Source organism: Verrucomicrobiota bacterium, from assembly GCA_016871535.1.
Classification (GTDB): Bacteria; Verrucomicrobiota; Verrucomicrobiia; order Limisphaerales; family SIBE01; genus VHCZ01.
Map to the genome: position 1 here is coordinate 22999 of VHCZ01000034.1, position 13431 is coordinate 36429.

At 58.7% G+C, this 13431-nt stretch carries 8 protein-coding genes; 5 read left to right on the top strand and 3 right to left on the bottom strand.

Going from position 1 to position 13431, the window contains the following annotated elements; all coding sequences use genetic code 11:
* Positions 1-40 precede the first annotated feature (40 nt).
* The 3 genes from FJ398_06995 to FJ398_07005 all read right to left on the bottom strand — a co-directional run bounded on the left by FJ398_06995 (position 41) and on the right by FJ398_07005 (position 4914).
* Entirely contained in the window at positions 41-679 is a 639-nt protein-coding gene (locus tag FJ398_06995; GenBank protein ID MBM3837698.1) for a sigma-70 family RNA polymerase sigma factor, read from the bottom strand.
* A gap of 438 nt (positions 680-1117) precedes the next feature.
* Positions 1118-3916: a CHASE2 domain-containing protein gene (locus FJ398_07000; GenBank protein ID MBM3837699.1), complete on the bottom strand. Its 2799-nt coding sequence runs from the start codon at positions 3914-3916 to the stop codon at positions 1118-1120.
* On the bottom strand, positions 3703-4914 hold the full coding sequence (locus tag FJ398_07005) for a hypothetical protein (GenBank protein ID MBM3837700.1): 1212 nt from the start codon (positions 4912-4914) through the stop codon (positions 3703-3705). Before FJ398_07005 ends, FJ398_07000 begins: the two co-directional genes overlap by 214 nt.
* A 405-nt stretch (positions 4915-5319) precedes the next feature.
* Between FJ398_07005 and FJ398_07010 the strand changes: the two genes are divergently transcribed.
* The 5 genes from FJ398_07010 to FJ398_07030 all read left to right on the top strand — a co-directional run bounded on the left by FJ398_07010 (position 5320) and on the right by FJ398_07030 (position 13275).
* A complete protein-coding gene (locus FJ398_07010; GenBank protein ID MBM3837701.1) occupies positions 5320-6024 on the top strand; it encodes a nucleotidyl transferase AbiEii/AbiGii toxin family protein in 705 nt (234 codons plus the stop codon).
* Positions 6021-6338: a hypothetical protein gene (locus FJ398_07015; GenBank protein ID MBM3837702.1), complete on the top strand. Its 318-nt coding sequence runs from the start codon at positions 6021-6023 to the stop codon at positions 6336-6338. Before FJ398_07010 ends, FJ398_07015 begins: the two co-directional genes overlap by 4 nt.
* A gap of 1091 nt (positions 6339-7429) precedes the next feature.
* Positions 7430-8449 (top strand): hypothetical protein, encoded by a 1020-nt coding sequence (locus FJ398_07020; GenBank protein MBM3837703.1) that lies wholly within the window; start codon positions 7430-7432, stop codon positions 8447-8449.
* Positions 8450-8456: 7 nt separating this feature from the next.
* Entirely contained in the window at positions 8457-9317 is an 861-nt protein-coding gene (locus tag FJ398_07025) for a hypothetical protein (protein ID MBM3837704.1), read from the top strand.
* A gap of 1669 nt (positions 9318-10986) precedes the next feature.
* A complete protein-coding gene (locus tag FJ398_07030; protein MBM3837705.1) occupies positions 10987-13275 on the top strand; it encodes a hypothetical protein in 2289 nt (762 codons plus the stop codon).
* The last annotated feature ends 156 nt before the right edge of the window (positions 13276-13431 follow it).

The window sequence follows — 13431 nt, forward strand, 5'->3', positions numbered from 1 at the left end:
CGTAACAGGCAGGGAAAATCTTTCAGCAAAAAGACTGGCGTCAGATCGGCTGGGTCTCCAGCTTTCGCACCTCCTTCTTGATCAAGGCCCCTACGCGATGCTTGATGAGATAGACCTGCCCGGGATTGACGTGAAGCGCAGCCGCGACTTTTTCCACCGGCCATCGTTTCACGGCGTAGAGATCGAAGATTTGATACTGTTTCGGAGGCACGCGCGCGCGAATTCTTTCCATCGCTTGCTCCAGCAAGCACTGGTTCCATTCTCGATCCCAAACCGATTCCAAAGGAAGGCTGGCCGGATCGGGGATCCGCTCGATCGGAGAGGTTCCTGTCTGGGAGGCGACAGGTTGCGGTCTGCGGGCATCCGCAGGCCGTCGTTTGCGGAATTGGTCTGTGATCTTCCAGCGAGTCAACTGGAGCAGCCAGCCCTTGAATGAGCCTCGGGCTCGGTCGTATTTGAAGCCAAGCATGGCCTTGGCCACCGCGATCAATGTTTCCTGCACGACATCCTGCGCTTCGGCTTCGGCCAGCCCGGCCTGAAGTGCAACGCCGTAAATCAGCTTCCAGTACAGGTCAAAGAACTCGCGCCAGCTTGCTTGATCCTCCCAATTCTTCAAGCGGCTCAGCAGCGTTTGCCGCGTCGAGGTCAATGTGCCGCTGTGGAACGCCACGGATTTCATTTGAACGAGGTGATCCTGGGAAGTTGCCTTGGTCTGATTACTATGCACACAGCCCATGAACCACGCCCTGCATGTAGTCCCGGCTTTAGCCGGTCCGGTGCGCCGGGGCCGCCTAAAGGCGGGACTACAAACCAACGCAGGTTCATGGGAAGCTTCCACGGCCTGCGAGCCGTGCGCACGGCCTTTGAACCCATCGCTGGTAGGGCGGTGCTGCCGCGCGGCCGCATCGACAGAAAACCGGCTGCGCGGCAACGCAGCCCTATCGGGTTCCTGGGAAGCCTCCGGTTCCTCACGGACCTGCTCACGGGCCTTGAACCAAAACCCGTGCGGACCGCAGCCTTCAGGCTGCTTCTGCGCACTCTCCGCAGTCGAGCGTTGAAGCGGCCTAAAGGCCACGGTCCGAAGAGACGGTTCATGGGATGACGATTCACGGAAAAGTCACTTAGCCGCGTGACCGCGCCGTTCCGTCTGAAGGCGCACAAGATCGACCTGCATCTGGTCCGCGCATGGATAGCGCGCCTGGACGTTCGGGTCGCACGCCTTAAGAATGATTTCATTGAGCTTCAACAAGGCCTCGCAGTCCGCCCGCTCAGCCAGCGAGGTGGGCAATTCCGGGAATTGCTTGCGATCTTTGCCCATGCTCGCTTCGTAAAGCACCTTGCCCAGGCTATAAACATCGCCCGCCGCAGTTCCTGGTCCTTCCGGCGGAATATAGCCCTCCGTGCCGACGTAGGTTGTGGCCGGGCTGCGCTCGTGCAAATCCGTGACCAAACCAATGTCGGCAAATTTCGGCTGGCCATTCACAAAGACGATGTTGGACGGTTTGATGTCGCGATGGATCAGTTGATGTGAGTGCAAGTGCTGCAAGGCCTCGGTCAACGCCAGACCCAGTTCGAGAGATTCCGCAAAAGAGAGCTTGCCTCGTTTCTTGAGTTCCTGCGCGAGATTCCGGGCGGAGTAAGTGGCGGGGTTGATCTTTTGCCCGGACACTTCGTCGTCCCCCAACTTTATGATGTAAAAGAACCAGCCCTCGCGGTCGTTCTTGCCGACGTGAAGAATGTGGATCAGGCCTCGATGCGTGCGCGAAATCGGCGTGAACTTTTGAATGCCGCGAAACTCGCGCTCGTACGGCTCGGCGTTGGAGAATTTGCGTCGATAAACAACCTTCACCGCGTGATAACTCCCGATCACGTCTCTGGCCAGCCACACCTGGCCGTACCCGCCTTCGCCGATCATCCGGATCAACTCGTGATCCGGGATCGCAGGAGCCATTGACGCTGCCGTTACCTCCGGCGCGCGTGAACCGGCCGAATCGAGTTCTGTCAGGGCCGAACCGTCCGCAGTGGTTCTTTCTGCTCCCGCGTGAGAAGGCGATGGGGCGGTCTCCGTTGCGGCTTCGGCGAGCGCTGAGCTGCCGGCGAGTCTGGCTTGTTCAACTGGAATGGCCGCTCGCAGCAATTCTCTCTCTGCGTAAAGCCGTTTGCTGTTCACCAGGACGGACCAGCCCAGCGCGCAGGGAATCTGAACGCCGCAGACGATCAGCCAGGGAAACCAGAGGTGCTGCTGCCAGACCAACCACAGCGCCAGGCCCGCAATCAGGCAAACGCCAGCCGCGCCGATCCAGGCGGCCACTGAGGTCCGGAACATCGTGAGTCCAAACCCAAAGACAATTCCTAAGAATCCCAGGACAATGACCTCGGCGAACGGGCTGAGCTCGGTGAGCCACTCGCCTCGCCACAGATTGAGAAACGCCGTCGCCTGGAGTTCGACTCCTGGCGACAACAATCCGGTCCATCTCGTGTAAGGCGTGCCATGCTCGTCGAAAGATCGGACGCCCGCCGGAGTGATCGCTTTGCCTTGTCCCACGAAGACCACCTTGTCGGAAATGTAAGAACGCTGCGCGGCGTTGGTTTCCAAAACCTCAAAATAGCTCATGCTGGGAATGATTCCGGGAGGGCCGTAAAAGTTGAGCCACGGAGAACGAGTTCTGTCGCCTGGCCTGCTCCCCAACACCTCAATAGTTTTCAAAGGTAATTCCACCAACGCGCCCCAAGAAGGGTTCTGAGGCCGGCGCCGAATGCGCGTGTCCAGCTCGCCCGGAAATTCAGCGAGCCCAAACACACTGGCCGATCGAATCGGCTCCACGGGAAGGATCCCTCGCCTGGTGATCGGCCCGCCCTGCGGATGCGTTGTTTCAACCGTGGCTGCGGTCACCACTTTGCCGTGCGCACGCATGGCCGCCGCGAGTTGCTCATCCACTTTCGGATCAGGCCACGGCGACTCGAAAAGGATGTCAAACACGATAGCCTTGGCTTTCCACCGAGTCAGTTGGTTCACCAGGTTGACATGCAAACTTCGATCCCAGAGACGGCCGAGGTCTTGGCCCAAACGTCTCCGCGACTCGTCGTCCATGTAAACAATCAAGACTTCGCCAGGTCTGATGTCGGGTCGAAGCGCAAAAGGAAGATCGAAGCTCAACGCTTTTAGACCAAAATCGAATCGAGAAATCAGCAAACACCAACCAGCCAGCACCGTCAGCATCGCGCCCATCGTCGCTTGCCGCCAGTTCAACGTCAGCCCGCGCTTTACCTTCAACACCTCCCGCAATGCCGTTTCCCGGCGGGCCGAGTCCTGAGCTTCTCTTTCTGCCTGAGCGGCGCGTCGTTCTGGCAAGGAGCGAAGGTTCGTTGCCAGCTCACCTGCCCGCGCGAAACGAGCCGTTGGATTCCCGGCAAAACATCGCTTCAAGTCCTCGCGGAGCAGCGGATCCTTCACCTCCTCGCTCCAATCCGTCGTCACGGGTCGCGCCAGATCTCCCGTGACCAACTGATAAAAGACCACTCCCAGAGAGTAGATGTCCGCCTGCGCCGAAGCCGGTTTGCCCGCCAGGAGTTCCGGCGCCATGTACACGAAAGTCCCGGTCTGCGACGACGAGCTGGGGCCCACAAGCGTTTGCGTAAAGCCCGCCTTCGTGACCTGAGCCAGGATTTCTTCCGACACGACCTGGCCGATGCCAAAGTCGGTCAGCTTCGCGGTCGATTTCGGGTTTCGGATTCTTGAAATCCGCACTCCGCACTCCGCACTCCGCACTCCGCAATCAGATTGTTCGACGGCTTCACGTCCCGATGGATCACGCCTGCGTCGTGCGCCGCCTGCAATGCGTCCGCCACCTGTGCCACGATCTCCAGCCGCGTCTCCAGCGGAATACGCTCCACGCCCCCACGCTCCACGCTCCACGTCTTAAGGTCCTTCCCCTCGGCGTAGTCCATCACGAGGTAATACGGCGGCTCGTTCAGGAAGACGTCATGCACCGCGACAATGTTCGGATGATTCCCGATGCGCTCTTTCAAAACGCGGAACAGAGTGACTTCGCGCTTGAGCGAACGCACCCGGTCAGCCCGAAAACAAAACTTAAACACCTGGCGCTTCTTCAACGCTTGATGGCAGCCCACCCAGACTTCTCCGAATCCGCCCTCCCCGATCTTGCCTTCGAGGACCCACTGCGTGTTCGGGATGGCTTGGCCGTTCGCCGGACGCCAGCCGAGCACCGGCTCTTTTTCCACCGCGACGAACCGTTGCGCTTTGTCCGTGTCCTTCGGCGGCAAAAGACGGGCCAGTCCCGTCTCGCCCACTTCGCATAGATCCAGGTGTTCCTCGACGCCTTTCAGCGAGTAGGTGCCGTGGTTCAACCAGGAAAGCGATCCGAGGCCTTCGAGTTCCTGTCCTTTCAACACTTGCCGCGCATTGTCGAAAGCAAACCGGGTCATCAGGATTTGATCGCCGTCAGCGAGCGACATGACCCGCGCGCAGGTATCGACCTGAATGCCGAACAGGTCCTTGGATCGGCCCGCAGTTTGGTCTTCCTCAATGAAAACCTCGCCCACGTGAATGCCGATGCGATCGAAGACAGGCGCGGGGGCAGTCTTGGCCAAACTCCTCAGCCTGGATTGCAGCAGCAGACTGAACTTCACCGCATCGGACGGCTTGGCGAAGATGATGAAAAAGGAGTCGCCCGCTGTCTTGATCTCCTCCGCTTCGTTGAATTGGCCGAGAAATTTCCGGGCAATGGAATGATGCTGCTGGATCAGGAACAGCCCTTGTTGGTCTCCAAGGCTCTGCTTGAGTTTGGTCGAGCCGACAATGTCCGTGAACAGCAAAGTGGCCAGCCCGGTGCGATGGCGGCGTCGAAATTCCTCGACCTGCGCATGATGTTCGAGGACCGAGTCGAGGTTCATCGCTTGAGTGCAAGATAGCAGGAAGACCTCGCGATGAAAGCAGGAATCTTATGGCAAACTTATGGCGTGCCACGCCGCGGCGCATCTCAGGTTTTGCAGTCGCGGAGCGACTTGAAGACGGTAGCCGTGGGCTTCAAGCCCACGGGTGGGGTGCGATGTCGGTCACGTCGCGAAGCGACGCTCGAAAGGCTCCGGCCGAGCCCATTGGGCGGGTTCAAACGTCGCTCGGCGACGTGCGGCCGACACGCCTTGATCCGTGGGCCAAGGCCCACGGCTCCCGTCGCAGCATCGCCCTGCGCGGCCCGCGGTTCCGGCCATTGCCGGAAACTTATGGCGCTCCCGCCGCATCAGGCTTGATGGAGATTGTGAAACGTGCCGGAGCGTGCTCTAATCCGTGCGTCCAAGATGCAAACAAGGCAGCCAGTCAAACCCGCGCAGGTGGATCCGTTCGCGGCGGAGTTGCTTCTGGGCCTTGGCCAGTATCCCTGCGCGCAACACATCGTGCTGGGCGGATATTTCGCCTTGAAGCATTACTGCGACTACCGCCTGACCCATGATGTGGATGCGTGGTGGTCGGAGGAGAGCACGGAACGAGATCGCGATGACGTTCGCCAAGCATTGAAGTCGGTGATCAGCCAGATTTGTCAGCAGCACCAGTTGCAGTGGAACCAACGCCGATTTGGCGATACCGAGTCCTGGGAATTGATCCGGGCGGGCGTCAAACTGTTTTCCTTCCAAATCGCGGCCCGCACGATTCGTTTGGAACCTTATCTCATCAGTCCGTGGCCCCCGCTGCGCATTGAAAGTCTGGCGGACAATGTGGGCTCGAAAATGAACGCTCTGGTGCAGCGCGGCGCTCCGCGCGATTTCATCGATATCCGTCAGTTGGTGATCTCGGAGTTGGCGTCGCCCCACGAATGCTGGGGTCTTTGGTCCCGAAAAAATCCTGACTTGCGACTGGAGCAAGCCCGCGCGGAAGCGGCGCGCCACTTGCAAGAACTCGAACTTCGCCGCCCACTTGAGACCATTCCGGATCCAAACCAACGAGAACGCGCTCGCGAAACACGCCTCTGGTTCCGTGACGCGTTCCTGCCGGCAGCGCAGCTATGACTCTGGACCACAGCGTTTATCCGGACCTGGAAGCGCCCCCGACCGAACTCCGCACGCCCGAGGAGAAGGCGGAGTACGTGCAACGCCTCTGCGCCCAGTGGGACTACGGGATTCTTCCCGAACCGTGCACCTTTACCTTGTTGGTGGATTGGAAAGCGATTTTCGACCGGTATCCCATTCGCCACTCGCCGGCCTACCATGCCTTTCGGCTGTTGTTCGGTTGGGAGCCGGTGCCCGGCCAGGTCCTGCGCGCCGGATACGAAATCGATGACCTCAGAGAAGGCCGCACCGATCCATGCGTAACCTGGATTTAGTTAGCTGCAGTCCATTTCAAGAAACATTCACCTTCCCCGTCGTGTTCGCCCGTTTCGCTCGGGCGATTCCGAACATTCGACATCCAATTTCGAGCGGCGCCGGCTGAACGTCGAATCTTTGAAAGATCGGCCTCGGTTCATCCGAATCTTGATTGAATGGATAAGGGTCTGCGAAAAAATTACCTCGCCATTTGCTGGAGGCGCGAGCGACGAGCAGACCCGCAGCGGTCTGTAAGGAGCGAGCAACGAAGCCAGAGCGCCAAACAGCCCCAGCCCTGCGGGGCGGTGCGGCGCTTGGCCTGCTGCTTCGTGGTTCGCTCGGTCACAGCCCGCTGCGGGGATGCTCCCTCGCTCACGCCTCGCATCAGGCCAAGCGACGCTCCCGCCAAATGGCGAATTAATTTTTTCGCAGACCCTAAAGCAATGAAGTTGCGCTCCGGCTCGGAGTTTGTTACCGCTAAGCTGGTTTCGGAAATCAATCGTGGTCGAACACAGCGTCGCCGACCTATGAACTCCCTGACTGGAGCGCGGACTGCCCTGTCCGTGAGTTTCTTGACCGAAGCGCCGGTCCGCGCAGACGCACCTGCCCAGGGTAGAAGTGCCGCGGAGGAGTGCCGCGCATCCAAGCCGCAAGTGAGTAATTTAGCCGCAAAAGAACCCAAAGATCGCAAAGATTTCTTCGCCCTGCTATTGCCCTTTCTGCATCACTATTTGTCAAGACCACGCATCTCCGAGAGCATGCACCGCGGATGTCGCGGATGGGCACGGATAGGAGTGGCGCGGGATCGGTCAATCCTGTTTTTATCCGCGCTATCCGCGAGATCCGCGGTTTGTTTGGATGCGGTTTCAACGCACTGTGTTCCTTTGCGGCCACAGAAATTCGCGCGAGAACGAGTGGTTTGAAAGGATTGCAGCGCTGGCTTTTGCTGACGCTTCGGTCGGAGCAAGGGGCTTCGCAGCCGCGCACAGAAGCAAACAAACAGAACAAATGCTCTTTTGTTGTTCGATTGCTTCGCAACAGAAACGGGGCCTTTGCGCTCTCTGCGTTCTTTCGTGGCTCGCTATGCAGCCGGTTAGGCTTCGCGGTGGTTGTGCTCGCGATCATGGAATGGGGGACCACGACTTGGGCCGCCGCCCCGAGCAACCAAGCAGGCACGAGCAATGTGGTGGCTCGGTTCTATCGGGTAAAGTTGAAGCCGTTTCCGACTCAACCCACCGACGCCGGTAATGCGCAAAACGCCGCGACGATCCGGATTGAGGAGCCTTACTTTCGCGACGCAGAACGAACTTATGGCGGGTCGGCTCCCGAGGCCATAATCGGCGACGGATTCTTCCAGGTGCAATTGCCCGACGGAACACAAGCTTATACGCGCGATGGCAACTTCAAGTTCGCCGGCAACGGTCTCATCGTGACTCAGGAAGGTTATCCCGTTTTGGGAGGTCTGCCGCTTTTTCCCCCTTCAACGAGGGGCGTGATCTTCAGCTCACAGGGTGAGATCGCCCTCACCACTGCCGGTGGAGGCGTAAATGTCGGAAGAATCACTCTGACTCGCTTCCAGAATCCGGCTGATCTGAAGCCAATCGGTTCAAACTTGTTTGTTGAAACGCTGGCTTCAGGTCCACCCGAGACTGGGAATCCGGGCGAAAACGGATTCGGAGAATTGTGTGGTGGATTTTTTAGGTTGCCCGGGTCCGTTGGCTTCACGGTGCGGCTCTCTGAACAAGGCCGAATCGAGGTCGAGTTCTGCCTGGACCTGCGAGATTGGACGGTTGTGGCCAGTGCTCCGGTGTCTGCGCGAGGACCACTGTTCGCAGGAGGCACACTGATCGTTCGCGATCTGCAGCCGTTTGCGGGCGGGCCGACTACGGCCGGGACTCTGATCGACGTGGATGTCTCAGAAGCTTTGAAGCTCTTCGGCCGACGGCTTCCGGACGGCAGATTCAGCGTCTCGATCAGTGGCAGCGCCGCCTCGAACGCGGTCCTTCAGGCTTCGACCAACCTGGTCAATTGGCTGCCCATCTTCACGAACTCGGGTTCAGGTGGACGGTTTGAGTTTCTGGACACGGCTAGCGGAAATCAGCCGTGGCGTTTCCACCGGGCCATTAGGTGAGACGGAGATGAAAAGGCTGCTTGTTTGCAAGTTTAAACGACTGTTGTGGTCGGGACTGTTGCTTTACCTCGCCTCTACTCCTGGCGATCTGTGTGCCCAACCTTCCAGCATCCCACGCGAGGATTTTTGGGTGCCAAACTATGCCAATAGCCCGTTTTACCTGGCCGAAAAGGATGGAATCCTTTACGTGAGCGGATGGTTCAATGGCGCGGGGCGCCCTGCCGCTCATGCACTGGTCGTGGATTTTGGCACGGGAGCAGTCAGCACGGCATTGCCGGAGCTTCGCGGACCATGGGTGACCCCCGATCAGGCTGGGGGCTGGTATACCGTAGTTCCCCTTCCTTTGAGCGGCGGAGAGACTCACTTTGGTTTGGCGCACATGCGCAGTGATCAATCCTTAGATGCAGATTGGACGCCCTCGCCCATATTGTCAGTTTTCATTTCAGCCATTGGCGTCGGAGGTAACAAAGTGTTTGTGGCCGGTAGAAACCGGGGCAGCACTGACTCAGTTGTCGTCGCTTTGGATTCTGTGACAGGCAAAGTGAGCGACCTAAAACTCCCAGCGATTGATATTTCGAATGTCACCAAACTTGCCGTGTCGGACAATGCCCTCTTCGTAGCGGGTTACTCTTCATCCCCGCCGCCCAAATCCCTCCTCGCTGCTTTCGATATCAAAACTGGTCAGCGCTTGCCGTGGAACCCGATCACTTCGATAATAGACAAATTCGGAAGGGGGGAGGAGGAGGAGCGTATCTGGCGGATTTCGCAGTTACCTGCGACAAAGTTTTTGTGGGTGGCGCGTTTACAGAGATCAATGGAGAAGTTCGCAACAGTCTGGCTTCTTTCGACCGCACTACCGGCAGGCTAATGCCTTGGAACCCGAATACGTCCTTCAGCGGGAGGACTGATGTCTGGATCCACCGGGTTATTGCGCAGAGCGACATCGTTTGCGTCAACGGCAATTTCGATAAGATCGGAGGAGAATCTCTCTGGAGTTTTGCCGCCTTGGATTCCTCATCCGGTAAACCGCTCGATTGGAGGAAACCGGACAGGAACGCCGAATTCTATCCGATTGCGCTCTCTGGAAACACCCTCTACGGGACATTCGATGGAGTCAACGAACTCGGATTCTTCGAAGATGACCTCCGTGCGCTCGATGCCACGACGGGCAACACAATTTCGAAAGTACCATTGAACATTTCGGGTTTCGGCGTTCCGGTAATTTCCGGCAACTTGGTCTTACTGAGCGGGAATCTTACCTGGGGTGGCGTCCGTCGATCTCCTGGTCTCATGGCTTTTGACACCTCGACTGGAAAAGCCACAGATTGGAATACGGCCCATTCATTGGCGGGGTCTCCGGCGTCGGGAACCCGGACAAAATTTATCAGGTGAAGATTCAGGGCAACAGAATTTACGCCGCGGGTGGGTTCTGGATTGATTCAGAGGTAGACCCTGGCCTCGATTTTCACGTGGGCCTCGCAGCTTATGATCTCAGCACGGGTAAGCTTGTCAAAGACTGGAATCCCAGTGCTGCCTTCATCTCGACGAACGTCCCATTCTCTATCGAAATTGAGGCTTTCGACGTTTTGGGCAACACCATGTACGCGGGGGGCCCCGGAGGCTCTCTCTTCAACAGTGATGAGCTACTCTCAAAGACGAGGCCTCTTGCCGCTGTGGATTTGCGGACTGGAAAGGCAATAGACTGGAATCCAATTCTCGGAGGCGCTCGATCCAGCGTTAGGGCGATCGCCGTGGGCGAAAAGGCGGTGTACCTTGCGGGCTCCTTCCAAACTGTGAACGGCCAGCCTCGGAATAGTCTTGCCGCCCTTGAGCCAGTTACTGCTGTTCCTCTTCCCTGGAATCCTGAGGCTGACGGTCCGGTCCGGACCTTGGCGGTTTCTCACAATCGAGTTTACATCGGTGGCTACTTCACGAGGGTTAATGGTAGGGCACGCAATGGTCTCGCGGCGCTCGACCCAACTACGGGCGAATGCCTGGATTGGAACCCAGCCGCGTCCAGCAGTTCTCCAACTGGATCGTGGCTCGAGAGTCTCTACATTTCGGACAACACAATTTATGTGAGCGGCAACTTCGAAAGAATTGGAGGAGAAAGCAGGACGAACGTTGCTGCCTTGAACGCGACGACTGGCCGAGCAACGGACTGGAGCCCGAGTATAAACTGGAACCCGAGCAAATTCATCGGAAGGGGCTTAGCGTTTGTTCAGTTCCGCGACACAGTCGCGGTCGCGGGAACCTTCTCTGAGGTCAACGGACGGTTCCACCCGAACTTGGCTATTTTTCCGCCTGTCGGTGAACCGGTGATCACGCAGCAACCGCCGAACCGAACTGCTGGGCTCGGAGAAAGCTTAGAGCGTGTCCGAAAATTCCGCGGGGTCCTGTTTTCGCGCCAAAGGCCGGATGGCGAGGCGCGACGAAGGAGAATATCCTCCCTGGATCTTCGACTGAGGAGCAACGAAGCCAGGCGGCCTTTGGCGCGAAAACCCTCCGGGCGGCGGGTCTTTTGTCCGTGGCCTGCGTTGGCTCGGTCCTTACAGCCCGCGTTGGGGATGCTCGGACCTCGCCGCCTTGGCCACAGCCAAAATCCCTCGCCGCAGGACCCCGCGCAATTTTCGGACACGCTCTTAGTCTTGGGCGTTGTGGCCGACGGAGTAACTCCGCTGTCCTACCAATGGCAATTCAACGGAGCCAATCTAGTCGGAGCCACGAACTCAATTCTGGTCCTAACGAATCTTCAGGTGGGGAACTCGGGCCGCTATAGCGCGGTGGTCACGAATCGTCTCGGGCTTATCAACAGCGCCGAAGCATCGATCGTAGTAGTTATGCCCCCGCGCATCGACATTCAACCGCTAACCCAAATCGCGACAGTGAGCTCGTCCGTCAGGTTTGGCGTCGCAGCCCCAGCCAATCCGCCTCCGTCCTACCAATGGCTGCTCAATGGCACCAAAATCACGGGAGCAACTGAATCCACGCTCACGTTGACGAATCTCCAACCGACCGATGGCGGGAGCTACAGCGTTGTCGTCAAGAACATCGGCGGCGCGGTCAACAGCGACATTGCCGGACTCGTCATTCCCAGTCCGCGGCTGCCTCTCTCGGATAACCTGCGGGATCGCATAGTGACCAATTCTTTCTCCAGCCTTGGAAGCGCCAACAGTACCAACGGGACGAAGGAAGTTGGCGAACCAGATCATGTGGGCAAGCCCGGACGCAAATCCCTTTGGCTCGGTTGGCGAGCGCCGGCCAATGGCGTCGCCACCTTCAGCACGCGCGGCAGCGGGTTCGACACGTTGCTGGCGGTCTATACGAACGCGGCGCCGAACCTACCGCCGGATTATTCGAACTTGCGCTTCGTCGCTGGCGACGATGATCGCGGCGGGTTCGCCACCAGCGAGGTGGCGTTCAGCGCGGCGGCCGGCGTCGAGTATTTGATCGTGGTGGATGGTTTCGGGAAATCGTCGGGGAACATTGTGCTGAGTTGGAAGTTTGATCCGGTGATTACGGAAGCCCCGAGGATTTTCCAACAACCCTTGGGCCAGACGGTGGCCGTCGGGGAGATGGTGAGTTTCTCGGTGACCGCGTTCAGCACGCGTCCGTTGACCTACCAATGGTATCAAAACTGCGCCCCGATTCCCGGTGCGACCAACGCGACATTGACAGTGACCAATGTGCAAGCGCACCTGGTGGCCCGATACCGCGTGCAAGTCGGCAATGGTCAGGAAGGCGTGGAGAGCGAGCCGGCGTTTTTGGAGATCAACTTCAGCGGCGACGCCGGGCTAGTGCAAAAGGTGGCCAGCCGAGACAAGCTGGCGGAGGTGGTCGTGATTGGAGGAAACGTAGCGCGGGCCTCCTGGCCTGCGGGTTCACCGGGCGTCCCGCCCGGTGAACGTTCGCTGTTGAGCCAGACGGGCTGGCAGGCTGGGAAGCCTGCCCTACTTTCGCCAGGATTCGGCGGCGCGCCGGCGCGCGGATTTGTGGGGACACAGATTTTCCACACGTTTGGAAAAACCAAAGAGATTGGCGATCCCAATCACGCGGGGGAACCCGGCGGCGCCTCGGCGTGGTATTCGGTGCTGGCGGACGAGGACGGCAAGATGCTGGTGAGCACCGAGGGAAGCGATTTCGACACGGTGCTGGCGGTGTATGAAGGGCCGCCCAATCCGCTGGGTTACGATGAACTCGTGATGCCGGCGCTGGCATCGGATAACAACCGAGGCTTTGATCGCAAGAGCAGCCGGGTGATTTTTGATGCGGCGCCGAATCGCACGTACCATATCGCGGTGGATGGGGTGAGTGGAGTGCAAGGGCAAGTGGTGCTGACGTATCAGTTGGGTTCGCCGCCGGAATTGGCGGCGCAGCCGGCGAGCGGCGTGTGGAAAGTGGGGAACGTGGTCATCCTGGAGGTGCGCGTGCGGAGCCGTGTGCCGGTGGTTTATCAGTGGCGATTGAACGGGCTTCTGTTGAGCGGAGCGACCAATGCGACCCTGGTGATCCCAGTGCTCCAGTTGCCGAATGTGGGCAAGTATAGCTGCGTGGTGAGCAATTTTGCGGGCGTGGCGACGAGCGCCGACGCGCAAGTGAGTGTGGAGTTGACCGAAGCCTTGAGGCTGTCAGGACGGCGCCTACCAGATGGGAGCTTTGGGATCCTGATCGGCGGCACTGCCCTCACAAACGCAGTCCTTCAGGCCTCGACCGATCTGATCAACTGGCTGCCGGTGTACACCAACGCCGGGCAAAGCGGTTTTGGCGAGTACATCGACCGCTCGGCCTCGAACCATTTCTGGAGATACTATCGCGCGGTCCGATAGTTCCAGGTCTCCTTCCAGACGCGGTTGGAAAGCACGCCCGAATACGGCTCGCTGGGACAGGCTTGCTCGCTAATGAATGATTTCAACAAAGTCGGGAAACTCGGATTCGCGTGATCGCGTGAGGGGTGCGATTAAAACTGTCGGTCAACAAAGTCT

Bases quoted from the DNA above. Each gene is read 5' to 3' on its own strand.
- FJ398_06995 (MBM3837698.1), bottom strand. From the start codon at position 679: ATGAAATCCGTGGCGTTCCACAGCGGCACATTGACCTCGACGCGGCAA.
- FJ398_07005 (MBM3837700.1), bottom strand. From the start codon at position 4,914: ATGAACCTCGACTCGGTCCTCGAACATCATGCGCAGGTCGAGGAATTT.
- FJ398_07010 (MBM3837701.1), top strand. From the start codon at position 5,320: ATGCAAACAAGGCAGCCAGTCAAACCCGCGCAGGTGGATCCGTTCGCG.
- FJ398_07015 (MBM3837702.1), top strand. From the start codon at position 6,021: ATGACTCTGGACCACAGCGTTTATCCGGACCTGGAAGCGCCCCCGACC.
- FJ398_07025 (MBM3837704.1), top strand. From the start codon at position 8,457: ATGAAAAGGCTGCTTGTTTGCAAGTTTAAACGACTGTTGTGGTCGGGA.